The sequence below is a fragment of the Weissella confusa genome (genome assembly GCA_041871065.1).
GTDB lineage: Bacteria > Bacillota > Bacilli > Lactobacillales > Lactobacillaceae > Weissella > Weissella confusa_A.
Map to the genome: position 1 here is coordinate 1,351,628 of CP168942.1, position 26,027 is coordinate 1,377,654.

The following is a 26,027-nucleotide window of genomic DNA, read 5'->3' on the forward strand; positions in this document are numbered from 1 at the left end:
TCGTTTCGTGAATGTGTAGGTTTCCGATTTTCCTTAGAAAGGAGGTGATCCAGCCGCAGGTTCTCCTACGGCTACCTTGTTACGACTTCACCCTAATCATCTGTCCCACCTTAGACGGCTGGCTCCCGAAGGTTACCCCACCGGCTTTGGGTGTTACAAACTCTCATGGTGTGACGGGCGGTGTGTACAAGACCCGGGAACGTATTCACCGCGGCGTGCTGATCCGCGATTACTAGCGATTCCGACTTCATGTAGGCGAGTTGCAGCCTACAATCCGAACTGAGACGTACTTTAAGAGATTAGCTCACCCTCGCGGGTTGGCAACTCGTTGTATACGCCATTGTAGCACGTGTGTAGCCCAGGTCATAAGGGGCATGATGATTTGACGTCATCCCCACCTTCCTCCGGTTTGTCACCGGCAGTCTCACTAGAGTGCCCAACTGAATGCTGGCAACTAGTAATAAGGGTTGCGCTCGTTGCGGGACTTAACCCAACATCTCACGACACGAGCTGACGACAACCATGCACCACCTGTCACCTTGTCCCCGAAGGGAACGCTCCATCTCTGGAGTTGTCAAGGGATGTCAAGACCTGGTAAGGTTCTTCGCGTTGCTTCGAATTAAACCACATGCTCCACCGCTTGTGCGGGTCCCCGTCAATTCCTTTGAGTTTCAACCTTGCGGTCGTACTCCCCAGGCGGAGTGCTTAATGCGTTAGCTGCGGCACTTAAGGGCGGAAACCCTCAAACACCTAGCACTCATCGTTTACGGTGTGGACTACCAGGGTATCTAATCCTGTTTGCTACCCACACTTTCGAGCCTCAACGTCAGTTACAGTCCAGAAAGCCGCCTTCGCCACTGGTGTTCTTCCATATATCTACGCATTTCACCGCTACACATGGAGTTCCACTTTCCTCTACTGCACTCAAGTCATCCAGTTTCCAAAGCAATTCCTCAGTTGAGCTGAGGGCTTTCACTTCAGACTTAAATAACCGTCTGCGCTCGCTTTACGCCCAATAAATCCGGATAACGCTTGGAACATACGTATTACCGCGGCTGCTGGCACGTATTTAGCCGTTCCTTTCTGGTAAGATACCGTCACACATTGAACAGTTACTCTCAATGTCATTCTTCTCTTACAACAGTGTTTTACGAGCCGAAACCCTTCATCACACACGCGGCGTTGCTCCATCAGGCTTTCGCCCATTGTGGAAGATTCCCTACTGCTGCCTCCCGTAGGAGTATGGGCCGTGTCTCAGTCCCATTGTGGCCGATCAGTCTCTCAACTCGGCTATGCATCATCGCCTTGGTAAGCCATTACCTTACCAACTAGCTAATGCACCGCGGGACCATCTCTTAGTGATAGCAGAACCATCTTTTAAATAACAACCATGCGGTTGTCATTGTTATACGGTATTAGCATCTGTTTCCAAATGTTATCCCCTGCTAAGAGGTAGGTTTCCCACGTGTTACTCACCCGTTCGCCACTCTTTGCAATGTCCATCGTCATATCTGAGCAAGCTCTTCAAATCAGTTGAACCACAAAGCGTTCGACTTGCATGTATTAGGCACGCCGCCAGCGTTCATCCTGAGCCAGGATCAAACTCTCAATTTGAAGTTTGAGTATAACTCAATTTTTGTTGTTTAACAGAAGTTAAACGAATTTACTAGCGAATTGACTTCGCAAATGTTTTTGCATCAAGAACTAGCTTGATGACCCTACACATTTGTTTCATCGAAACGATATTCAGTTTTCAATGATCTACTAAGCGGACGACGGGAATCGAACCCGCATTCCCAGCTTGGAAGGCTGGAGCACTAGCCATTGTACTACATCCGCATGAATGCTTTTATATAACTCGTTGCCTCAACAACATAATATATATTACACATCCATTCATGAATCGTCAACCCCTTTTTTAAAAGAAGTTTGAATTCGTTTTATTTTCTACTTGTGAACGTACATCGCATCCCCAAAACTAAAGAAGCGATAACCTTCAGAAATAGCGTGTTGGTAGGCGTTCAAGATGTTCTCACGACCCGTAAACGCAGCAACCAACATCACCAAAGTTGACTTTGGCAAGTGGAAGTTTGTAATGAACGCATCAACAACCGTCCACTTATAACCAGGCTTGATAAAGATATCCGTCCAACCTGAGTCTTCGCGTAGTTCACCATTAAACTTTGAACCGATCGTCTCAAGAGTACGGATAGATGTCGTACCGGTTGCCACAATACGCCCACCATTGGCCTTCACGTCGTTCAGCGTTTGGGCTGCCTCAGCTGACAATTGGTAGAACTCTGAGTGCATCTTGTGATCCTCGATGTTCTCTTCTTCAACTGGACGGAACGTTCCCAAACCAACGTGCAACGTCAATTCAACTAACTTAACACCCTTATCAGCAGCCTTTTGCAATAGCTCTGGTGTCCAGTGCAAACCAGCCGTTGGTGCTGCAGCTGATCCATTAACCTTTGAGTAGACCGTTTGATAACGTTCCTTATCATCTAGCTTCTCTTTAATATATGGTGGCAATGGCATTTCACCAAGTGATTCCAAAATCTCCAAGAAGATACCATCGTACTTGAACTCAATCATACGGCCACCGTGTTCAAGTTCTTCAGTGACCACTGCCTTCAACGCACCGTCACCAAAGACAATTTCCTGACCGACTGGGTACTTCTTAGCTGGCTTGACCAACGTCTCCCAGACATCACCATGATCTTGGCGCAACAACAAGACTTCTACGTGACCACCAGTTCCTGGGCGCTCACCATAAAGACGTGCTGGCAAAACACGTGAGTTATTCATAACCAACGCATCCCCAGGATTTAGGTAATCCAAAATATCATAGAAGTGACGATCGTGGACTTCACCCGTTTCTGCATTCAATTCCAACAAACGTGACCCGTCGCGTTGCTTCAATGGCGTTTGTGCAATCAACTCATGTGGCAAATCATAATCAAAATCTTCAAGTGTATAGTGTTGTTCTGTCATCTCAATTAACCCTTCTTCTCAACAAACGGTAGTCCTAAGTGTTCATACGCTGCTTGCGTCACCACACGTCCGCGCGGTGTACGTTGCAAGAAACCAATTTGTAGCAAGTATGGCTCATACATTGATTCAATCGTATCAACTTCTTCACCAATATTAGCTGCAATGGTATTCACACCCACCGGGCCACCTTGGTAGTACTCAATCATTGTGCGCAAAATCTTGTGGTCAACTTCATCTAGTCCGGCACTATCAACCTTCAACAAATCCAACGAGAAGTTAACCGTTGCGTCATCGATGTCATCACGTTGCTTCACCATTGCGAAGTCACGCACACGACGCAGCAAACGATTTGCGACACGTGGCGTACCACGTGATCGACGTGCTAATTCAATCGCACCTGACTCTTTAATCGTCGTATTAAAGATATCAGCTGATCGTTGAATAATCTCTGCTAACTCACTTGTTGTGTAATACGCCATGTGTTCCACAATACCAAAGCGATCACGCAACGGTTGTGACAACATACCGGCACGCGTTGTTGCACCAATCAATGTGAATGGTGGCAATGGGAAGTGAATTGGTCGGGCAGTTGGTCCTTCACCAGCAATAATGTCGACGTAGAAATCTTCCATCGCTGAATAAAGCATTTCCTCAACCGTCTTAGGCATACGGTGAATTTCATCAATAAACAACACATCGCCCGGTTGTAATTCGTTTAGCAAGGCCAACAAATCACCCGACTTTTCAATCGCCGGTCCTGACGTGGTACGCAAACCCACGCCCATTTCATTCGCAATTACCATCGCCAACGTCGTCTTACCTAGTCCGGGTGGCCCATATAGCAAAACGTGGTCAAGTGGCTCTTCACGTTGGCGCGCCGCTTGAATATAAACTTGCAAACGGGCTTTCAATGGTTCTTGACCAATATATTGACTTAACGTTGATGGGCGAAGCGACTTTTCAATCAATTCCTCACCGAAATCAGCCGCCGTGTCACGTAAAATATCGTCAGCCATCTAACAGCCTCCTTTCGGCCTATTATTGTAGTAACTTCAAACCAGCACTGACATACGCAGCCGTATCCATTGGCGCTTCCTTAGCCAGTGCCTTTTCAACCTTATTAACATCTTTCTTCGCATAACCAAGTGCTTCAAGTGCCAACAAAGCATCCGTCAACTCTGGGTTGTCATCATTAGCTGGTTGCGTTGGCAAAATCAAACCAAGATCAGCGTCATTATTAAATGGCAAATCACCAAGCTTGTTTTGCAAATCCAGAATAATTTGTTGGGCCGTCTTCTTACCAATACCTGGGAACTTAATCAAGAAGTTCACATCGTTATTGGCAATTGCACTCACCAGCCCACTGTGATCAGCATTCGCCAAAATGGCCAAAGCTGACTTTGGTCCGATACCAGACACGTTTAGTAGCTTTTGGAACAGCAATTTTTCATCAGCTGTAATAAAGCCATACAAGGATTGCTCGTTCTCACGAATAATTTGTTCAACATAAACGCGTTCTAATTCATTCAATGGAAAAGCGTATGGATTGGCAACTAAGACGCGATAGCCAACGCCACCAACTTCCACAACGATGTAATTTGGTGCAATATCAGTAATAACACCATTCAAATACTCGTACATCTATCTTCTCCCTGTTCATTTACTTAATTCATATTGTACCAGAAATTAGGTTTTCTCGAACAGTGACATGTGAATTCAAAAAGCCGACTGCTTTTGTATCACATACGATACACCAAAAACACTTTTAGTTAGTTAAACTGATAATTTCTAGTTTTCTTTCACAATTCGTTCACAACTGATAGCTATTATAAGTATATCGACTTGATGTTAACCGAATTACAAACCCATGTAATTCTGCAAGTTGATTCGTCACCCACATGGCGATTGATTTTGCTTTCCCAAGCGAATCTACTCAATTAACATATCTCTTATAAACCTACAGCAAAAATGGACCAAGTCTTCGCGACTCGGTCCATTTTTGTTTATTCATAACTTTTCTTATTCAGCATCAATACCGATGAATGACCATGTGTCAAAATCAAACAATCCTTGATCCGTAATCTTCAAACTTGGAATAACTGGCAATGCCATGAACGACAACGTTTGGAAAACGTCAAAGTCGACGTTGCATAGTTGTGAAATCTTAGCATGTAGTTCACGGGTCTTAGCAACTGTTGTTTCAACCGATGCTGTGGTCATCAAACCACCAATCTCAAGTGGCAACGCCGTTACATCACCTTGACCGTTAACAACGACCATACCTCCACCAATTTCACGCAAGGCATCAGCTGCCTGCACTATCGCTTCATCACTGGCCCCAGCAATTACCACGTTGTGTGAATCATTTGAGAATGTTGTCCCAACGGCACCTTCGCGAATACCCAAACCACGGATAATGCCAACCCCATTACCCAAATCATGGTAACGTTCTGCCACCGTAATTTTTGCAAATTCAGCATTCGGCAAAAATTCATGGTCACCATTCATTGGCACATCAACCACGCTATGTTCTGTATCGATGTGGAAAGGCTTCACGTCAATAACGTGTGCACGGCCCGTCTTAAGTGGCAATGCCAAATCGGCTTCAGTCAAAGACACATTCATCAAGTTCGTGGCAAATGGTCGTGGTTGCACCGGCTCGTGCTCATCAATCCATTCACCGCTGACCATTGTACGCGTTGGCTCCAACGTCTTTAGATCCTCAACCACAACCAAGTCGGCCACATATCCAGCCGTCAATGCACCAACATTAGTAAGGTGATGTGCTTCGGCCGCGTTCAACGTTGCCATTGTCAACGCCAGTTCAGGTGCCATCCCCGCGTTCATCGCAACCCGTACACTGTGATCAACCCCACCATTTTCTGCAATATCCACTGCCGTCTTATCGTCAGTTGCAAATGAGAACTGACGCTGATTTTGCGCATTGATAGCTGGCAAGATTGCCAATTCATCTTGTTCAACCGTTCCTTCGCGAATCAAAATGTGCATGCCTAGGGCTGCTCGTTCAGCAGCTTCTTGTGCATTCACCGCTTCGTGATCAGTATCAATGCCCACATTACGGTAATCCGCAATTTGTTCAGGTGTTAGCCCAGCACCGTGTCCATCAACCGTTTTATGTGCAGCCAACGCATCGGCGATTTTCTGCATCATATCTGGATCCGCATTAGCGACCGCTGGGTAATCCATTACTTCAGCCAATCCACCGACATCTGGATGATCGTAGAACGGCTTTAAGTCAGCCGCATGCAGCGCTGCACCAGTACGCTCAAAGTTAGTAGCCGGCACTGATGATGGCAACATCACATGATAGTGGAATGGCGTACGCCCGGCCTCATCCAACATATATTGGATAGCTGGCGCACCGGCCACACTCGCAATTTCATGTGGATCAATGAAAGCACGGGTAATCCCATGGTCCATAAAGACGCTCGCCAAGGTTGTCGGCGCCAAAGTCGTGCTTTCAACGTGCATGTGTGCGTCAATCAAACCTGGAATCACGTATTGACCTTGTGCATCATACGTTTGCGTGGCAACACCAGTCGCTGGTGTACCCAAGAAAACAATTTTGTCACCTGTCACCCAAAGATCCGTCTCAACGAATTTTTGATTAAAAACATCAAGTACTTTAGCATTCGTGATATGCCAATCTGCTGTTACTGTCATTTCATTACCCCTATGTATACAAGAAAAGTGCGGCAAGCCGCACTTTCGGTTTAACTGTTTTATTGCTTAGCGTAATTTGGTGCTGACTTTGTCAATTCCACATCATGTGGGTGACTTTCAGCCAAACCAGCCGCTGTAATTTGGACAAATTGCGCGTTAAGACGCAAATCATCAATCGTTGCTGAACCAGTGTAACCCATGCCTGAACGGAGACCGCCAGCAATCTGGAACAAATCATCTGCTGGTGTGTCACCGATAATATCAGTATCGACCATGACGGCCACTGCACCAGCAGCCAAAGCCTTGACGATGTCACCTGAGTAGCGAATACCAGCGCCCAAAACAACGCCGGCATCAAATTCGCTCGCAACTTCAGCAACCGCCATCGTTGTTGTTACCGTATAAACCGGTTGGCCTGGCAAAGGGGCTACCTTAACCAAATCAATGCCCGTTTCGAACAAACGACGCGCTGTCTCGGCATCAGCAACTGGTCCAGCCATAATTGTCAATGGCGGTACTTCTTGCGCCAACAAACGCAATGTGTCGATTGCTTGGTCAAGATTGTCATCCAATACGATATCAATTAGCTTTGCGCCCGCTGCGTGGAGCATAACGGCCGTCTCAAACGCATCAACTTCATTTAAAACTTCGACCCCAACAAGTGCCGCTTCATCATCAGCGACCATCGCTTGTACATCTTGTAATTGCGTTCCCCCAGCTGGCAAGACTGCCAGTGCACCGTTTGCAGCGAATGCTTGTGCCATCCCCAAATCAGTCATTGCTGGCGCCCCAATCACCGGCAAAGCCTCTTGCACATCACCTGACAAATTCGTCGCTAATGACACGGCGTTTGGCAAAACATTTGATTCGCTTGGTACCAACAACACTTGATCCAAACTCAATCCAGCTACTTCTGTTTCCATCATGTTTAAACTCTCCCCCTAGGCTTGTGCGACAACGATGCGTGGTACTTGTGGCAAGCGCGTGTAATCAACCGCTTCCTTCATATTAGCCAAGTGTCCTTGGTTGACCATTTCATCAATCGTTGTTGCACCAGCATTTACCATGCCACGTCGAACGCCAACCAACACGTTGTTCAAGACATCCGTCAACGCACCCTTGTACGCTGTACGTGCTTCGATTCCCTCTGGCACCATCTTGTTGGCTTCATTAACTTCACATTGGAAGTAACGATCCTTTGAACCGTTTTCCATCGCAGCAATTGAACCCATGCCTCGGTATGACTTGTATTGGTGACCCGTTTGTTCATCAGTAAAGACTTCCCCAGGCGCTTCCAATGTACCGGCAAGCATTGAACCAAGCATTACCGCGTTACCACCAGACGCCAAAGCCTTAACGACATCACCAGCATCCTTGATACCACCGTCAGCAATAATTGCCTTGCCATATTGCTTAGCAACTTCAGCTGCATCGGCAATGGCTGAAATTTGTGGAACACCCACACCAGCCACAACACGCGTCGTGCAAATTGAACCAGGTCCGATACCAACCTTAACCACGTCGGCACCCGCATCGTACAAAGCAGCAGCGCCAGCCTTCGTCGCAATATTTCCAGCAATGATGTTCAACTCTGGGAAGGCAGCACGTACTTCACTAACCTTACGCAATACGCCTTCTGAGTGACCGTGAGCCGAATCAAGCACGATAGCATCAACCCCGGCATCAACCAAAGCACCAACACGCGTTACTGTATCTGATGTCACACCGACCGCACCAGCGACCAACAAGCGACCGTTATAATCAACTGCTGCTTGTGGGTAGCGGGCTGCATCAATCGTTGCGGCCTTAACCTTAGCAACTTCTGCTGCTTGGTCGGCGATCAACATGTTCTTGTGAACCACACCCATACCACCAAGCAAAGCCAATTGCGTTGCCAAACGGGCTTCGGTTACCGTATCCATTGCAGCTGACAACATTGGAATGTTGAGGTGCAAAGTTGGTGTTAGTGTCGTTGCCAAAGAAATATCGCTTTGTGATAATCCGTTAGTGGTGTTGTTTACCAATTGAACGTCATCAAACGTCAATCCCATCGGAACGAACTTATTTGTGGCTGAAAAGTGTGACATGAGAACCTCCAAATTTTGTGTAACAAAAAAGCATTTCTGGATACAGTGATCCACAAATGCTTACAAAGAGGGTTTTCTCTTGTGAGTCATTTGCGGATTGTCGCCACTTTAGGTAGGCGGTAGAAACTCGCTGGCCATTTTCCAGCAATTAAATCTGCAAGGACAAAAATGTCTTTTTTGAAAAAGTTATTGTTGAATATACTACACGACTTATGACAGATTGCAAGCCCTAGATACGAATAAAATAGTTTTAATATGATTTTACGTTCGGTTAACAGTTTAATAGCCGTCAAACTGCGTGATTCTTCCTGAAAATAGGCGTACAATAGTTACTTGTAAAAAATAAATAGCGATTGAGGAGGTCATCATGATTCAGCGACGACTTTCCGGTCTCCCTACCTGGCAACGTAATTTGTACGTTCTCTGGTTCGGGGTCTTCATGACTGGAATTGGCTTCAGTGAAGTCATGCCATTTCTCTCCCTTTACGTCGATACCTTGGGACACTTCACTAAGAACCAACTGACGTTCTACAGTGGTGCCGCTTTTGCGATTACCTTTTTGATGACGGCCATCGTCTCACCATTTTGGGGTAAGCTCGCTGACAGTAAAGGCCGTAAGCTAATGTTGCTCCGTGCTTCATTAGGAATGGCGATTGTGTTCTTGCTCATGGGAGCAGCACAGAATATTTGGCAATTGATTTTCTTGCGTGCCTTGCAAGGATTGTTTGGTGGTTTCATTTCAAATGCAAACGCCATGATTGCAACGCAAACACCAAAGGAACGCTCCGGCTACGCTTTGGGTCTGCTGGTTACTGGTGTGACCGGTGGAAACTTGTTAGGACCGTTCCTTGGCGGTGTGCTAGCTTCATTGGTTAGCTACCGTATTTCATTTGTTATTACTGGTATTATTTTCCTACTTGTTTTCACCTTAACGCTGACAATGGTCAAGGAAGAATTCACACCAATCGAGCGTGGTGCTTCGCCATCTCGTAAGGAGGTCTTCCAAATGTTGAAGTTTCCAAAGCTCACCATTGTCCTATTCACCACCACGTTGATTATTCAGATGGTTAACCAATCAATCAGTCCGATTGTGGCGCTATTTGTCCGTGAACTTAATCACGGTGCACCAAGCACGACCTTCTTAGCCGGTTTGGTTGCAGCCATGCCTGGAATCGCGACAATGATTGCCGCCCCACGCTTCGGTCGCATTGGTGATCGTATCGGGACGAACCGCATGATTATGATTGGTTTTGCATTGGCCTTCGTCTTTATGCTACCAACTGGATTTGTAACCGCTGTTTGGCAATTGGTTATTCTACGTTTCATGATTGGTATTTCAGATGCCACGATGTTGCCGGCCGTGCAAACAATGTTGTCGAAATCAACACCACGCGAAATTACCTCACGTATCTTCGCCTACAATCAGTCATTCCAATCACTTGGTGCGGTTGCCGGACCAATGCTTGGTACCCTGGTTGCAACATACTTTGATTACAACGGTATTTTCATGGTCAGTGCCGCTTTGATTGTGGTTAACGCCATTATCTTCGGTACAAATACGCGTTTCTTGCGTCACAATGATGACGTAAACGACTAAAAAATAAAGGTCGATGTTACTCAAATTCGAGTAGCATCGACCTTATTTTTTTTACTTCATTTTTCTAAGAATATGGTACATCAACAACAACGCCAGCTGCAAAGCCCCAAATGACATCACAAACACAAAACTGTGCATGGTAAAAGCTTGCAGAACTTGTTGCAGAACTGAGTGACCATTAGTCAACAGATCCCATGAGTTCAGGCGTAGGAAACGGCCGAGATAAATTCCAAAGGCCGATAACAACGACAAAACAGCATAAAATGCCACCGCTTCGATTCTGGCATCTTCACCAAGAAAACGAACCGCAATGATATGTGCCGATGACACACCCAACAACGTACCAATCATCACACCACTAGCCAAAAGCGCATAATTAAAGAACTGTGTCTCAGTCATCAATCCTGTACCGATTGATGACAAGTGACTGAAGTCCGTCAGCATATACATGGTATTTGGAAAGAAAATCAACCAAAGCAACGTTAGCACAACCATCATCCAACGCTTTAGTTGGCGATTTTTAATTAATAGCGATAAATCAAACGGGATTAACGCTAAAAAGACATTCCATATTAAAAACATGAAATTCGTCGGAAATAGCCACACTGTCAGCATGAACAGTGCCACCAATATATGAATTTCAACTATGCCCCGCTTCACATTCCTCACCAACCCTTTAAAACATCATATTCTTGAGTATACGACGTCAACATTAAAGCTACCCAAACTTTAACGTTTACTTCAGTAATGACGTTTGTGCAGTGACGCGCTTTTCGTACGGCACTTCAAACAAATCGACATCCCCAACTTCAACCGTGACTTGACCAGATAGCAAATCGGTCACATCAGTCTCAAAACTCGTCATATCTTCATCAGATACCGGCACAACCAACGTCACGCCAGTATCATATTGTGTATCCAAAATAACATATTCATGTTGCTCGAGCCAATATTTTAGAGGCTCATAATTCTTATAATCAATGCGCAATGACATTTTGTGACGTTGAATACGTTGCACCAAGCCAAGTTCTGCAATACCACCAGCAACTGTACCAGCGTATGCGCGCACCAAACCACCGGCACCCAACTTAATACCACCGAAGTAACGCGTCACGACAGCAGCAACATCATGTACTTCATTGTTCTTCAACACTTCTAGCATTGGCACGCCCGCTGTTCCAGCCGGTTCGCCATCATCAGAATAGCGTTGCACTTGGTCACGGTCACCCAACATGTATGACCACACATTGTGAGTGGCTTTGTTGTGCTCTTTGTTAATGCGGTCAATAAATTCACGGGCTTCTTCTTCAGAAGTTACACGCGCCATATTAACGATAAAACGAGACTTTTTAATGACTTGTTCCCAAGTATATTCATCCGCCGCAATCGTAACGTATTGATCTGGATTGCTGACGTGTTCAGTTTGATTTCCGGCCATCATTTTCTCCTTTTCACACAAAAAGCCAGATGCAAGCATCTGACTTTTGATTTTACTCTTCGAATTCGAAAGCAAAGTCCAAAATTTGAACCGTGTCACCACCACGAGCACCTGCATCACGCAAGGCTTCGTCGACACCCATGAAGCGCAATTGACGTGCAAAACGCATCATTGATTCCGTGTAGTTCGTGTTCGTACGCTTGAACAAACGTTCGATTTCATCACCATAAAGAATCCAAGTACCATCTTCATCACGATCGATTTCAAATGGCGTACGGTCTTCAGTGAATTCGTACAAAGCAGTCTCGTTTTCATCAGGTTCCATACCCTTAGGAATAAAGGCAGGTGTCTCATCCAACAAGTCAGCTGTACGTTGCATCAATGGCTCCAAGCCTTGACGCGTCAATGATGAAATTGGCATAATCTCAACGTCTTCTGGGACATCTGGATCAGCAGCCAACTTCTTCTTGAATTCTGCCAACGTCTCTTCAGCGTCTGGCATATCCATCTTCGTTGGTACGATAATTTGTGGACGCTCCAACAATGCTGGGTCGTACTCAGCCAACTCAGTATTAATCTTAACGTAGTTTTCGTATGGATCTTCTTCTGGATCAATACCTGACATATCAATCATGTGCAAGATAACACGCGTACGCTCAACGTGACGTAGGAATTGAATTCCCAAACCGACACCTTGTGAGGCACCTTCAATCAATCCAGGCAAGTCAGCCATAACAAAGTCACGACCATCTTCCAATCGTACCATTCCCAAGTTAGGAACCAACGTTGTAAAGTGGTATGCCGCAACCTTTGGCTTGGCAGCCGTTACAACTGACAACAATGTTGACTTTCCAACAGATGGGAAACCAACCAACCCAACATCGGCCAAAACCTTCAATTCAAGGGCAATGTCCAATTCTTCTCCTGGCTCACCGTTTTCGGCAATTTCAGGGGCTGGGTTCGTTGAAGAAGCGAAACGCATGTTACCGCGTCCACCACGTCCACCTTGGGCAACAACCAATCGTTGACCTTGCTCAGTCAAGTCACCAATCACGCGACCTGTCTCAGCATCAGTAATCGTTGTACCTTGTGGGACCTTGATGATCAAATCTTCAGCTGACTTTCCAGTCATTCCCTTAGTGGCACCATTACCACCTGGGGTAGCCTTAAAGTGGCGCTTGTAACGGAAATCCATCAAGGTACGTAGCCCTTCATCCACTTCCATCACAACAGATCCACCGTGACCACCGTCACCTCCAAAAGGACCACCCATGTTGATGTACTTTTCGTGTCGGAAAGAAACGGCACCATCGCCACCCTTACCGGCCTTTACAAAAATTTTAACTTGGTCGACAAACGCCATCGTTTATGACCTCACTTTCTTTATTAAAGCTCTTAAAATATAAGCGCAATTTGACGCTTATCATTTTACAGTACTTAGCCTCGTTTGACCACCTTTAATCATCACTGTGTTGAATTGCTTGTAGTGAAATCTTAATGGCATTGGCTACCTTCTCAGAAACACCAACTTCGCGCAGTTCTTCAATTGACGCATTGGCAATCTTCTTGAGCGACCCAAACTTCGTCAACAACTTCTGACGCGTCTTTGGACCAACCCCGGCAATTTCATCCAACTTTGAGCCTAAAGAACTCTTTGAGCGAAGTTGACGGTGGAACGTGATGGCAAAACGGTGCACTTCATCTTGAATACGTTGCAATAGAAAGAATCCTTGCGACTTCGGATCCAAGTTAACGTGTGGCTCACCTTCTTCACGCAACAAGTCAGCCGTCTTGTGTTGGTCATTCTTAACCATCGCTGCGACTGGAATTGCCAAACCAAGTTCATCTTCAATGACTTCACGGGCCGCATTCAACTGAATCACGCCACCGTCCATCAAAATCAAATCCGGCATTTCAGCATGCTCCTTGAGCAAACGCGTGTAGCGACGACGAATAACTTCCATCGTTTCAGCACGTTCATCCGCATGGTCAACCGTCTTGGTCTTATACTTGCGGTACTTATTCTTGTTCGGCACACCATCTTCAAAGACAACCATGGCTGAAACCATTTCTTCACCCTGGGTGTGTGAGTGGTCAAAGGCCTCAATGCGGTGGATGTGGTCAAGACCGAGTGCGTCCGCAATTTCTTGCATCGCCCCGTTCGTCTTCGACTCATTCATTTCCATCAAGCGGAACTTTTCATCTAACACGATTTTGGCATTCTTTTCCGCCAAGTCGAGCAAGTCACGCTTTTCCCCACGTTGCGGTGTACGCACGGGCACATTCAACACTTCTGAGATAATTTGCTTATCAACCCCTGCCGGCACCAAAATCTCCTTTGGCAACACAGCATTCTTACGGTTGTAGAACTGCAAAATAAAGCTCGTCAATTCTTCTTCAGGTGAATCAACAATGGCAAAGGTGCGCTTCTCACGTTTCATCAAACGCGCTTGGCGAATGAAGAAGACTTGAACAGACAGCCAGCCCTTGTCCATATAAAAGTTGAACAAGTCACGTGGCGTACCGTCCTTTGAGATAATCTTTTGCTTTTCAACGGTTGTCTCAATGAACTTCAATTGGTCACGCAAATCGGCAGCACGCTCAAACTCAAGCTTTTCAGCCGCGTCAGCCATCTTGCCTTGCAAGACCTTCGTCACTTCCTTTGTATCCCCATCCAAGAAACGTTGAATCTTCTTGATTTGATCCAAGTACTCCGTGAATGGCACCTTACGATAGCAAGGGCCCAAGCATTGTCCCATGTTGGCATACAAACATGGACGTCCTTGGTAACCGTTACAACGACGTAATGGATAAACCTTTTGCAAGAAATGCAAGGTTTCCTGCGCAGCGTAAACGTTAGGATAAGGACCAAAGTATTGGGCGCCGTCTTCTTTGACGTCGTTGGCCAATTCAAGCTTTGGATCCGATTCGTGGGTAATCTTAATGTAAGGGTACCCCGTTCCACGCTTCAAGCGAATGTTATAGTACGGCTGGTACTTTTGAATCAACGTGATTTCAAGCAACAAGGATTCCTTTTCAGAACTCGTGACAATGAAATCAAAGTCCGCAATATTCTCAACCAGCTGGGCTGTCTTACCGGTGTGTTCACTTTTAAAGTAAGAACGCACACGGTTTTTTAGGTTCTTGGCCTTACCAACATAAATGATTTTCCCGTTCACATCCTTCATTTGGTATGAGCCGGGCAAATCTGGTAGCAGCGCAAGTTTTTGTTCAATATGTTCTGACGCCATCCGCTTTTCCTTTCAAATAGTATTTACTTCATTATACGCCGAAATTCGGTTTAATTTAACCCCGGAGATTGGTTGAAAAACTGCGCAAAAAAAGCCACTAGGAAATCTCTCACTTCCTAGTGGCTTAAGGGTTTACTTTGTCTTGTAGACGTAAATCATTACGGCTAGTGACGTCATCAACAATCCAGCAATCACTTCGACTGTCTCGGTTGAAGATGGTGCCATTGCTGTTGCTGTCGTTGCGGCCAATCCCTCTTCGGCCATCAACCACAATCCTGATACCGTACCTGCAATCGCAAGTGATGCTTGTTGTGCGAACTTCATCTGTTCTTTCCCCTTTAAATAAATAATTGCTTCCGAAGTTGTATATTACGGTTCGTTTTTGAATTATTTATGAAGTTGAAAACGTTCTCATTATTACCAAATGCGAATGCGGTTTTCACCGACGACCAAGCTGCCAACTGGCCCGGCTAACTCACGTTCAATCTTGTCGCCAACTAAGTCTTCATTCAACACATAGTCTGATCCATCCGGTTGCTCAAACTCAGCATCTACCAAGCGCACCTTGCCCAACGTTTCTGATGTCTGGGTTGGGGCAACAAAATTTGTCACCGTTTCTGGTACAGACAATTCTAGGTAATACGCTTCACCCTGCTTCACCACATCAAAGTGTGGATTCATTTCGTCAATGACGTTTGTCTTTTCAGCAGTCGTTGCACGGGCACCGTTCAAATAAACATTATGTGAAACGTACATCGGTTGCTCAACGGTTTCGAATTGCTCAATATCGGTTGGGCGCGTCATGTGCACCGCATCAATGTACGCTTCAAGCGTTGTTGGTGCTTCCGCGAATTGCGCCGTGCCTTGCACTTCCCATGCCTTGTTGGGCGTTCCGATAAATACGTTATTGTAAAAACGGTCATCCCCACCATAAACACAAGCGTAGCCAGCAATCTGAGTTGAATGTGGTGTGTGATATGGCGTCGTACGGTTAAGGACCTTTTGACGCTTCATCGCACCAGCAATCAGGTTATTGACGAACGCGCCACCTTGGGCAAATTCATCAACCGCATTTTCAGAACCGAAGACATTGTGATCAACCATGAATGGTCCGTGGCTCACTTCAACGAAGAAGTCACGATTATTGTGGTGATAAACGTTACGGTTAATGCGCGTACCTTGCGTCTGCCAATCCAACCACGTTCCCAAAACTGTATTGTGAATGTGGTTATGCGTCAGTTGCACATCAATTGCAGCGTGCAACTTAATACCAGCAACTTCCCAGCCGTGATATTCACGCTTCAAGCCAATGTTGTAGATATGATTATCCGCAATCGTTGAGAAGACACAACCTAAGTGACCCACGATACCATTTTGACCACAGTCATAAATCTCATTGTCGCGGACAATGTGTGACCCAATTGTTTCCTTGCGCCAACCATGATTGTTAATTGCTTCAAACACCGTTTCCAATTGATATTGGTAGCCTGGCTTATCACGACGATGCGTGTAGTAGTTATCGCCTGATGCACGTTCCTTACCAAGTGAAATACCACTGGTCTTCGCATCGTGGATGCGATTGTTCTCAATAATCCACCCCTTGCTCCAGTGCGCACCAATCAAGCCAGGTTGCTCTGCAGTTGGTGGCGTCCAGGGCGTTGCCGCTTGGGCCATTTCGAAACCACGCACCGTGATGTAATTACGGCCAATTTGGCTTGGATAGAACACATATGGACGCACGTTCATTTCAATCAAATGCTCTGACGGCTTAATGTCATGAAAATTAGCATAGATTGTCGTCACGTCATCCGTCACCTCAGCGAACCACTTGTACTTGGTACGGGCTGGGTACGGTTCCGCAATTTCCTCATCGGTCATAAAGTCATGCACGTGATTACGCTCTTCACCAGCATCAACCTCGGCCAATGATTGTGCTTCGTACATTGAAACCCCATCAATATAAATGTCCGCCGTGTGCGTCTTACGGTTCAAATTTGAAATGAGCCAATCCCCATTTAGCTCATCATCAAACGGATTAAACTCACCAAACACCTTGTTATCCACGATCGCCTTATAGACCGAACCAGCAATCTCTTCCCACTCAGTAACCACTTCTGAGCCCTTGATAACCACCTTTTCGCGTGGCGCTGCTTGATAAACAATGCGGCGTCGGTCGCTTAACCCGGCATTCTTTGGATTCACCCATTCACGGTATTCCCCCTCGTGAACGATGACCGTGTCGCCCGGTTGCGCAATTTGCGCAGCGTGATTAATCGTCAACAACGGATGATCTGCTGTCCCGTCGTGATGATCATTTCCTGTTTTTGCAACGTGAATCTGCATTTTTCCTACCCCCATGAAATCACTTTTGCCCCTTCATCATAAACAAAAGTGACGCCTATCTAACGGCAAAAGAATGAATTTATTTTGACGACAGCACCCTAGGTAAACGTGGTATACTATTGGCAAGAATATTTGATGGGGGAAAGCCAAATGCCATTGCAAACTAAGCGTACGGATGAATTGAGCAAGCAATTTGATGACTTGTTCGTTATGCCCGAAGTTAAGGATGATCAAAAGGATCGTTTCTTGGGCAAGAAGGAAGAAGAGCAATTGAAGCAATAATCTGCTCACGAAAAAACGTCGACCATAATCGGTCGACGTTTTTTGTTTAGTCTTTTGTTTTAACGAACAAGCCCTTCAGACTAGCCAAAGCAGCCTTCGTGATATTACCGTCGTTGTACGTCAACACGTTGCGCTTGTAAACACGCAAGCCAAACATGCTGATGAATACCAACACAATCACTTCAAGCACCAACGCAATCGCAGCATCCCCCATCGTCGCATATTGCAACCCAAGACGAGCCGGCATTAGTGTTTGTGAGATGAACGGCACGTATGACAAGATGTTCAAGAACGTATTGTTTGGTTGACCTGACAACGTAAACGTTAGCACATAACCAATCATCGCCAAGTATGTGATTGGCGCTACTGCTTGTTGCACCTGACTCAAGTCATTGACCATCGCGGCAACAATCGCAGTTAGCACCATGTACATGAAGATGGCAACCAGTGCGATTAGCAAGGTCATAATGGCAAAGCCAGCATCAACACCGGCCAACAATTCCTTGATCATCTTCAAGTACTTGTAGTGCGGTGCAAAGATGTTAACCAACAAACCAGCAATCACGTATAGCAAACCGTGCGTCAACGCCAAGCCAGCAATACCGCTCAACTTACCAAAGAATTGCACAGCTGGCGATGTCGCAGCCAACAAGATTTCCATGATACGTGATGACTTCTCATTGGCAATCTCTTGCGCAATCATACTGATGTATGACGTCAAGAACACGAAAATCAAGATACCAATGGCCGATGCCAAAGCTGTGTTAGCCGAATTGGCTACCGCACCACCTGCTGATTGACCCTTGTCACTTTGTGTCGTGGTCTTCAAAACCGGTGGCGTCATCAACTTTTGCAAGTCCGCACCTGATAAGTTAATTTCAGCTGCCGTATTCAACATTGAAAAACTCGTCAAGGTGGCTTTCAGCTTCGTTTCTGAAACTGATTCACCGTCCGCTGACGCAACCAATTGGAACTTGGACTCGCCAGTTTCCTTCAAATAGGCATCCAACTTACCTTTGCGCAAATCGGTCTTAGCTTGCTTTTCAGACGTAACTGCCTTCACCTTAGCATCGAAACCATCAGTCTTTTTCAAGTACGTCGTTAGCGCTGGTTGGTTAACCACTCCGACAACCGGTGTCTTATGACTTTGCGTGGCCGTGATGATAAAGGTGATACCTGCGATAACACCCACAATCAATACTGGCGCCAAGACCAATGCCCAATAACCAAATGACTTAATACGCGTTAGGTAGGTTTGGCGAGCCACTAAGAATAATTGTCGACTAGTCATTTACGCCACCTCCTTGCACTTCACGACGGAAAATTTCATCCAGCGTTGGCGCTGTTTGGGCAAACACTGGCACATAACCATCTTGCGCAACAGTGCTAAAGACTTGGCGTCCAACCTCAGCGTTGGTCAAACGCACTTGGCGTCCAATCCCTTGTGGTTCAACTGACACCACGCCATCAATGGCCAACAAATCAGCATCTGCCACTGGTGACTCAATGTAAATCTCCGTACGCCCGAATGATTCACGAATTTCAGTTGTCGCACCACTCAAAACCGTTTCACCATGACGCAACATCGTGAGGTGGTCCGACAACTTTTCAACCCCCGACATATTGTGAGAACTGAAAATAATCATCGCGCCATCTTGCTTCAAACGCTTAATTTCATTCATCATCAATTCCGTATTCACCGGATCTAGCCCGGTAAAAGGCTCGTCCAAAATCAAGAATTCTGGGTGGAAAATAACTGTCGAAATCAGTTGGACCTTTTGTGCGTTACCCTTAGAGAGCTTTTGGACTTTGTCAGTCGTCTTACCAACGACATCCAGACGCTTCATCCAATCTTGCAAAGAGGCCTTCGCATCAGCACGCTTCATGCCGTGCAACTCAGCAAAGTACATCACTTGTTCTTCAATGGTTAGCTTTTGGTACAGCCCACGCTCCTCAGGCAAGAAGCCAATGTGTTGCTTATCAGCTGACGTAATCTTATGCCCATCCCAAGCAATTTCACCACTCGTTGGTTCGATAAAATCTAGAATCATGCGAAACGTCGTCGTTTTACCCGCACCGTTTTGCCCAATCAACCCCATAACCTCGCCCGGGTTGATAACCATATTCATATCCCGAACTGCTAGTTTGTCACCAAACTGCTTGTTCAGGTTTTTTAATTCAATCATGTAAGCTACTCCCTATTTGTCTGACATGTTAATACCATTGTACCCAAGCCATATGAATAATTGTATAAACTTTATTCATTTGTTAGAAAAAACCTGTCACAGCCCGCATAACAAAAAAGGACGCATCCCCCGAAAAGGAATGCGTCCTTCATTAGGCATTATGCCCAGTTAATTTCATCTCGTTGCACAAGTTGGAAATCAATATTTGCCATACGTGCGCGTCCAGTTGGGTTTTGACCATGGACTTGCAAGTAGAAACGAACGTCGTCGTCATCACGCATCTCTGCTGGTGACAACACAACGTCGTGGTCGTAGTGCAATTGGAATCCCTTGAGCTCTGGCACATACGTGTATAGACGACCAACATCGACATCAAAATCGGCGCGATACATTGCTACCAATTCGACGTCCGTTGCTGGATTTGTTAAATCATAACGAATCATCTGACGGCCTCCATCTCATTTAATCGTATGCGTTATTTTAGTGCTTCACGGCGGAAACGGTCAAGCATTTCGGGTGTAAACTTCAACTCACGTGGCTTAGATCCATTTTGTTCACCTATCAAGCCGCGATCCGTTAGCGCATCCATGATACGACCGGCACGGTTATAACCCATACCAAAGTGGCGTTGAATTGATGATGTTGAAGCACCACCAGCGCGCAAAATAAATTCAAGCACATCATCCCAACGTTCATCTAGCTCATCACCTTCTGAACCAGGATTATCAATCGCGTTCACTTCTTCGTCAGATACTTCCATGCTCTTATCATATTGGGCTTCACCTTGATTCTTGATGAAGTCCGTCAATGACTCAACGTCTTCGTCAGTCAAGAAAGCACCTTGAACACGTTGTGGCCCGTTTGAACCAATTGGGGCGAACAGCATATCACCACGACCCAAGAGCTTCTCGGCACCGTTACTATCCAAAATCGTACGTGAATCAACACCAGATGAAACGGCAAACGCCATTCGTGATGGCACGTTCGCCTTAATCAAACCGGTGATAATATCAACAGATGGACGCTGTGTAGCAACAATCATGTGGATACCAGCGGCACGACCCAATTGTGCAATACGCACAATTGAATTTTCAACGTCACCAGAAACGGCTGACGTCATCATCAAGTCAGCCAACTCGTCAATAATGACAACCAAGTATGGCATCTTTTGAAGCACAGTGCTTGGATCAGCTGCATTACGCTTTTCGACTAAGCGGTTGTAACCATCGATGTTACGCACCCCTTCATCAGCCAGCAACTTAAAACGACGATCCATTTCAGCGACAACCTTCTTCAAGCCGAGTGATGCCTTCTTAGGGTCTGAGATAACTGGTGTAATCAAGTGTGGAATATCGTTATAAACTGACAATTCCACCTTCTTAGGGTCAACCAACATCAAGCGAACTTGTGATGGCTTGGCCTGTAACAGAATTGATGCCAAAATGCCGTTGATGGCGACTGACTTACCTGAACCAGTTGAACCAGCAATCAACAAGTGTGGCATCTTCGTCAAATCAAGCTTCACAACGCCACTTGTGACACCACGACCAATTGGAACAACCAATGGCTTCGTCGTATCAATACCGGCCTCTTCAACCATGTCTCGGAAACCAACTGTCGCTTGTTGATCATTAGCAACTTCGATTCCGACGACGTTTTTACCAGGAATTGGTGCTTCGATACGCAATGACTTAGCAGCCAACGCCAACGCCAAATCATCAGCAAGGTTTTGAATCTTTGATACCTTCACACCAACTGCTGGCTTAATTTCGTATTGAGTAACGGTTGGTCCAAGGACCACCTTTTCAACCGTCGCGTTGATGTTAAAGCTCTTCAATGTTTCGTGCAAGATACGGGCCTTATCGTTCAACGCATCGCGCTCAGCTGACTGGTCAGTTGAACCGATGTGTTGTAACAAATCAGTCGTTGGCAAAACGTAATCCTTATCATCAATCACAGTACCCAAGCCAGACGCATCCACGTCAGCAGTTGGTTCTGAAATGGTTGACGGTTCAACGTGGCCTACGTTTGATTGATGCGCCGTTGTCTTTGGTGACGTTTGCGCGTCATTGTGACCAAGAATATCAGCGTGCGTCAACGGCACATCTTGACCAGGTAACAGTTCGTCATCCGGCAAGTCCTCGCCATAAACTACCGGCTCAATCGCAGCATCTTGCGCTTGAATAACCTCATCTGGATTAAAGCTTGGATCATACGCCATTTCAACTGGTGCTTCATCTTCGCTTGGTAGCGGCGTGAACTCATTCGTCACTGGTTCTGCAGCCGCAAATGTCGACCCATCAACTGGTGCTTCCGGCTTGAATGGTGCCGGTGCCACAATTTCTGGCATCACGAATTCAGTGGCCGTTGCGTCTACTTCAGGTTCAGCATCCACAACTGCCGTAGGTGCCTTAGCCTTCTTTGATTTGATTGGCGCATCGTTTGACGCAGAAGCATCAGGTAAGCCATCAATCATATTTGCGGCACGTTCCGCTTCTGAGGCAAACGGATCTTCATTGAAGAAATCTTGCATCGCCGACTTTTGACGGACACGGAAGCTTTCGATCGATTCAGTCACTTTTTCATGGGCTGTTGAAGCTTGCGTTTGAACCAAATCACCCGCACCTTCAGCCAAGTTAAAGAAGTTGTCAAAGACATCGCGAATTGGCAAATTGAAGAACATCACTGGTCCGGCAATCAATAGAATAACCGCCACTAGCCATGAACCAAAATCAGCCATTGCCATGTATGTGCCACTATAAAGCATGGCACCAATTAAGCCACCACCAACTGGGGTTGTGACTGCCTTGTTATTCATATCTTGATTGATTAACGTTTGGATGGTTTGTGCATACGCTTCATGCACATTCATCTTATCGAAAAGTAAGATTGAACCAACCAACATGATGCCCACATAAAAGAGGGCAAAGCCAACATATTGTTGCCACTTAAAGCGCTTTGGCCATTGGCCGTAAGCAACTACCACGAGTAGCGGAATTAAGAGTACCAGTAACAAGAATTGATAAGATCCACCTACTACTAGGCGAATAATATTGGCCAAAAACTTACCAACTAATCCAACCTTGGCAATGGCAATTACTGTCATAATGGTCGCAAATAGGCCAATAAGTTGTGGCCCACGTTCCAGCCACCAATTCTGTTGGGCTGCTTTTTTCTTTTTGGCAGACGTCGACTTTTTCGGCGTTGTTTTACGCTTGGTAGTCGGACGCTTTTTTGCTGTCGCCGCCATATTAATCTCCTTTCTTAAGTGAATAAACGCTCATTTATTTTTACTTCAACTTGTCGTAGTCGTATTCGTGAGTCAAATCTAGGTTTGGGAACCCTTGTTGGCGCAACGTTTCGTAGATAACGATAGCGGCTGTGTTTGACAAGTTCAATGAACGAATGTGGTCATCGTTTTGTGGGATACGCAATGCCTTTTCAGGGTGTTGCTTCATGAACGGCTCTGGCAAACCAGTCGTTTCCTTACCAAACAAGAAGTAGTAATCGTGATCAGGGTTTGTGTAATCAGCCTCGTGATAGGCACGTGGTGCGAACTTTGAAATCAAGAACAATTCGTCCGTCTCCTTCAAGCTGGCCATAAAGGCTGGCAAGTTTTCGTGAATTGTAATATCAACTGTATCCCAGTAGTCCAATCCAGCGCGCTTAACGTGCTTGTCGTCCAACTTGAATCCCAAAGGTTCAATCAAGTGAAGCTTCGTGTTTGTTCCCGTTGCAGTACGGGCAATGTTTCCAGTATTTGCTGGCATCAATGGCTCAAATAATACGATGTGATTCGTGCTCATGATTATCTCCTATTCCGGGGAGGCTCCCCTCCCCCAACGCGTTTAATTGCATACAAAAATAAGTATAGCATGGTCTGATAACTGACCACGCTATACTTAGCAAACCTTATTAAATGCTTTACTCGTTTTCTTCCGTAAATAGACCTGAGTTTTCTTGCCACCACTTATACAAACGGTACAACAATACCTTCAAGATGGCATACCCTGGAATTCCGAAAATAACGCCCACCAAACCGAAAATATTTCCGGCTGACAACAAGATAACCAAAACGGTTACTGGGTGAATATGCAACGAATTACCGAGCAGCTTCGGCGTAATGAGTCGGCCTTCCAACGTCTGTTCGATCATAAAGACCACTAGTACTGAAACTAGCATCATTGGCGAGACGAATAGTCCAACGACCACCGCTGGCACCATTGCCAAAAACGATCCTAAGAACGGAATCAAATTTAGCACACCAGCAACAATTGCAATCAACCAACCATATGGCAAACCGATAATGGTATAACCAATCGCGAACATCACCATAACGGCAAAAGCAACTGACAATTGACCACGAATGTAGTTTGAAATTTGGTTGTTAATTTCACCAATTGTTTCAAGGAATGATGGTCGTGCCTGCGGTGGCAAAAATTTCGCCATGTAGCCTGGCATTTGGTGCCCATCCTTCAACAAGTAGAACAACATGAACGGGAACGTCAACAAGGTTATGACAACCGTCGTTACCGTCCCGACAACTGAAGAAACTCCTTTGATACCCTTGCTTGCATACTCAGCTGAGTAGTTTTTGAACCAGGTCGTCAAGTCATTATTCGTCTCGTTGAACCACTTATTGACCGACATGAATCGCTTGTCTGACGTCAAATTATCAACAGTCTTAACAATGCTACGCCAGTATTCTGGCCAGTGCTTAATCAATCCAGCAACCTGATCCGTAATCCACGGAATGAATACAGCCAATCCCCAAATAATTAACAGCGCCAAGACAACGAATTGAATCGTAATCGTTACGGCGCGATGCAACTTAAAACGGCGCTCGGCCCAATCAACCATCGGATTTAGCAAGTAGTAAAAGACACCCGCGATAATAATCGGTGCCCCCACTGCGCCGAACAAGCCAGCGACTGGCGCAAAGATGAAATCAACCTTCTTTAGCATATAAATAATGGCCAACGTCAGCAAAATAACCAGCATCGTTGAAATGATTTTATTATCTAACAGCCAGCGATACAAAATCGACCGGTGTTTTTGGTTGTTGCTCATATAGTCTATCCCCCAAAAATAAAAAGCCAGTTACCAGCTGGCAACTGACTTTATTGTATCAAGCTTAGATGAACAATACACGCACTGATTCAGGAATTTCGTAGTCCTTTTGTGACAACGTCAATTCACCAGTCTCAGCATCGCGACGGTAAACCGTCACGTTATCTGTGTTTTGGTTAGCCGCAACCAAGAACTCGTTGCTTGGGTTCAAAGCGAAATCACGTGGGAAGTCACCCTCAGTTGAAATCCATTGGATGTGTTCAACTGATGCACCGCCGTCCTTAACCGCAAAGACCGCGATTGAGTTGTGACCACGGTTTGACGTGTACACAAACTTACCGTCGTTTGACAAGTAGATAGCTGCACCACCGTTGTGCTCAGTCCAATCTGCAGGAATCATTGAAACAGTTTGCAACAACGTGAATGATCCGTCAGCGTTGTACTTCAAAACTGACAACTTTGATGACAATTCACCCAACAAGTATGCGTATTGACCGTCTGGGCTAAAGCGCAAGTGACGTGGACCGAAGCCAGCTTCTGTTTCAAACGTTGCAACCAACGTCAACTTACCTTCGTCAGACACATCAAACGTCAACACCTTGTCGGCACCCAAATCAACGACTGCCACACGGTTGTCTGGCGTCAAGTTGTTCCAGTGAACGTGTGATGAGCCTTGTTCTGGACGTGGCCCTGATCCTTCTGATTGGAATGAATCAGTCAGCGTCAATGAACCATCAGCTGCAATCGCGAAGACTTCCAACGTACCCTTGTGGTAGTTACCTGAGTACAACAATTGACGGGCTTCATCAACAGACACGTACGCTGGTGAAGCACCTTCTGCCAAAACTTCTTGTGTCAACGTTGCTTCGTCATTGGCAAAGTCGAACACACCAACACCACCTTGGTCGCCGTTCTTGTCAACCGCGTACAACTTGTTAGCCTTGCTCAAAGCAAGGTATGTTGGTGAACCAACTTCAGCAACCAACTTGGCATCTTGCAACTCACCAGTCTCCGTGTTCAATGCTGCTTCGTAAATTCCCTTTGAAACACGTCGCGTATAAGTACCAAATAAAATCTTTTCCAATGCCATGGTTG

At 45.8% G+C, this 26,027-nt stretch carries 21 protein-coding genes, 1 tRNA gene, 1 rRNA gene and 1 riboswitch; of the genes, 2 read left to right on the forward strand and 21 right to left on the reverse strand.

All coding sequences use genetic code 11. The annotated features are described in order from the left end of the window. Positions 1-37: 37 nt before the first annotated feature. The 8 genes from ACAW68_06420 to ACAW68_06455 all read right to left on the reverse strand — a co-directional run bounded on the left by ACAW68_06420 (position 38) and on the right by ACAW68_06455 (position 8,765). Positions 38-1,614 (reverse strand): 16S ribosomal RNA (locus tag ACAW68_06420). Between the two features lie 153 nt (positions 1,615-1,767). Then, positions 1,768-1,839: transfer RNA gene (locus tag ACAW68_06425), tRNA-Gly, on the reverse strand. Between the two features lie 108 nt (positions 1,840-1,947). After that, positions 1,948-2,994: a tRNA preQ1(34) S-adenosylmethionine ribosyltransferase-isomerase QueA gene (gene queA / locus ACAW68_06430; GenBank protein ID XGA15115.1), complete on the reverse strand. Its 1,047-nt coding sequence runs from the start codon at positions 2,992-2,994 to the stop codon at positions 1,948-1,950. A 5-nt stretch (positions 2,995-2,999) separates the two neighbouring features. Beyond that, positions 3,000-4,010 (reverse strand): Holliday junction branch migration DNA helicase RuvB, encoded by a 1,011-nt coding sequence (gene ruvB, locus ACAW68_06435; protein XGA15116.1) that lies wholly within the window; start codon positions 4,008-4,010, stop codon positions 3,000-3,002. A 22-nt stretch (positions 4,011-4,032) separates the two neighbouring features. Further along, positions 4,033-4,635 carry a Holliday junction branch migration protein RuvA gene (gene ruvA / locus ACAW68_06440; GenBank protein XGA15117.1) on the reverse strand — a complete coding sequence of 201 codons (603 nt, stop codon included), beginning with the start codon at positions 4,633-4,635 and terminating at the stop codon, positions 4,033-4,035. Between the two features lie 378 nt (positions 4,636-5,013). Then, positions 5,014-6,678 carry an adenine deaminase gene (ade, locus tag ACAW68_06445; GenBank protein ID XGA15118.1) on the reverse strand — a complete coding sequence of 555 codons (1,665 nt, stop codon included), beginning with the start codon at positions 6,676-6,678 and terminating at the stop codon, positions 5,014-5,016. Between the two features lie 59 nt (positions 6,679-6,737). Beyond that, positions 6,738-7,604 carry an IMP dehydrogenase gene (locus tag ACAW68_06450; protein XGA15119.1) on the reverse strand — a complete coding sequence of 289 codons (867 nt, stop codon included), beginning with the start codon at positions 7,602-7,604 and terminating at the stop codon, positions 6,738-6,740. A gap of 15 nt (positions 7,605-7,619) precedes the next feature. After that, positions 7,620-8,765: an IMP dehydrogenase gene (locus ACAW68_06455; protein XGA15120.1), complete on the reverse strand. Its 1,146-nt coding sequence runs from the start codon at positions 8,763-8,765 to the stop codon at positions 7,620-7,622. A 77-nt stretch (positions 8,766-8,842) separates the two neighbouring features. Beyond that, positions 8,843-8,941, reverse strand: a riboswitch (purine riboswitch). A 191-nt stretch (positions 8,942-9,132) separates the two neighbouring features. Here ACAW68_06455 and ACAW68_06460 point away from each other — a divergent pair. Beyond that, positions 9,133-10,362, forward strand: a complete 1,230-nt coding sequence (locus ACAW68_06460; protein XGA15121.1) for a multidrug efflux MFS transporter — start codon at positions 9,133-9,135, stop codon at positions 10,360-10,362. 51 nt (positions 10,363-10,413) lie between these two features. On the opposite strand, the gene ACAW68_06465 is transcribed toward ACAW68_06460, so the two are convergent. From ACAW68_06465 to ACAW68_06490, 6 genes are all read right to left on the reverse strand, one after another. Next, positions 10,414-10,977, reverse strand: a complete 564-nt coding sequence (locus tag ACAW68_06465) for a DUF1361 domain-containing protein (GenBank protein ID XGA15122.1) — start codon at positions 10,975-10,977, stop codon at positions 10,414-10,416. A 121-nt stretch (positions 10,978-11,098) separates the two neighbouring features. Then, positions 11,099-11,800: a YigZ family protein gene (locus ACAW68_06470; GenBank protein ID XGA15123.1), complete on the reverse strand. Its 702-nt coding sequence runs from the start codon at positions 11,798-11,800 to the stop codon at positions 11,099-11,101. Positions 11,801-11,852: 52 nt separating this feature from the next. Continuing rightward, the gene (obgE, locus tag ACAW68_06475; protein ID XGA15124.1) at positions 11,853-13,163 is read right to left on the reverse strand and encodes a GTPase ObgE; all 1,311 of its coding nucleotides are present in this window, start codon (positions 13,161-13,163) and stop codon (positions 11,853-11,855) included. 94 nt (positions 13,164-13,257) lie between these two features. Next, a complete protein-coding gene (uvrC, locus tag ACAW68_06480) occupies positions 13,258-15,051 on the reverse strand; it encodes an excinuclease ABC subunit UvrC (GenBank protein ID XGA15125.1) in 1,794 nt (597 codons plus the stop codon). Positions 15,052-15,183: 132 nt separating this feature from the next. Continuing rightward, positions 15,184-15,375, reverse strand: coding sequence for a hypothetical protein (locus tag ACAW68_06485; protein ID XGA15126.1), 192 nt, complete (start codon positions 15,373-15,375; stop codon positions 15,184-15,186). A 93-nt stretch (positions 15,376-15,468) separates the two neighbouring features. Continuing rightward, positions 15,469-17,394, reverse strand: a complete 1,926-nt coding sequence (locus tag ACAW68_06490) for a right-handed parallel beta-helix repeat-containing protein (GenBank protein ID XGA15127.1) — start codon at positions 17,392-17,394, stop codon at positions 15,469-15,471. A gap of 150 nt (positions 17,395-17,544) precedes the next feature. On the opposite strand from ACAW68_06490, the gene ACAW68_06495 reads away from it, so the two are divergent. Next, on the forward strand, positions 17,545-17,676 hold the full coding sequence (locus ACAW68_06495; protein XGA15128.1) for a hypothetical protein: 132 nt from the start codon (positions 17,545-17,547) through the stop codon (positions 17,674-17,676). A gap of 46 nt (positions 17,677-17,722) precedes the next feature. Here the strand turns inward: ACAW68_06495 and ACAW68_06500 are convergent, their stop codons facing one another. From ACAW68_06500 to ACAW68_06530, 7 genes are all read right to left on the reverse strand, one after another. Continuing rightward, positions 17,723-18,967, reverse strand: coding sequence for an ABC transporter permease (locus tag ACAW68_06500; GenBank protein XGA15129.1), 1,245 nt, complete (start codon positions 18,965-18,967; stop codon positions 17,723-17,725). Then, positions 18,960-19,862 carry an ABC transporter ATP-binding protein gene (locus ACAW68_06505; GenBank protein XGA15130.1) on the reverse strand — a complete coding sequence of 301 codons (903 nt, stop codon included), beginning with the start codon at positions 19,860-19,862 and terminating at the stop codon, positions 18,960-18,962. Before ACAW68_06505 ends, ACAW68_06500 begins: the two co-directional genes overlap by 8 nt. Before the next feature lie 158 nt (positions 19,863-20,020). Then, on the reverse strand, positions 20,021-20,305 hold the full coding sequence (locus ACAW68_06510) for a hypothetical protein (GenBank protein ID XGA15131.1): 285 nt from the start codon (positions 20,303-20,305) through the stop codon (positions 20,021-20,023). A gap of 32 nt (positions 20,306-20,337) precedes the next feature. Next, complete coding sequence (locus ACAW68_06515) at positions 20,338-23,112, reverse strand: DNA translocase FtsK (protein ID XGA15132.1); 2,775 nt, start codon at positions 23,110-23,112, stop codon at positions 20,338-20,340. A 40-nt stretch (positions 23,113-23,152) separates the two neighbouring features. Next, complete coding sequence (locus ACAW68_06520; GenBank protein ID XGA15133.1) at positions 23,153-23,668, reverse strand: tRNA (cytidine(34)-2'-O)-methyltransferase; 516 nt, start codon at positions 23,666-23,668, stop codon at positions 23,153-23,155. A 118-nt stretch (positions 23,669-23,786) separates the two neighbouring features. After that, the gene (locus ACAW68_06525; protein XGA15134.1) at positions 23,787-24,932 is read right to left on the reverse strand and encodes an AI-2E family transporter; all 1,146 of its coding nucleotides are present in this window, start codon (positions 24,930-24,932) and stop codon (positions 23,787-23,789) included. Between the two features lie 64 nt (positions 24,933-24,996). Then, positions 24,997-26,022 carry a lactonase family protein gene (locus ACAW68_06530; protein XGA15135.1) on the reverse strand — a complete coding sequence of 342 codons (1,026 nt, stop codon included), beginning with the start codon at positions 26,020-26,022 and terminating at the stop codon, positions 24,997-24,999. Positions 26,023-26,027 lie beyond the last annotated feature (5 nt).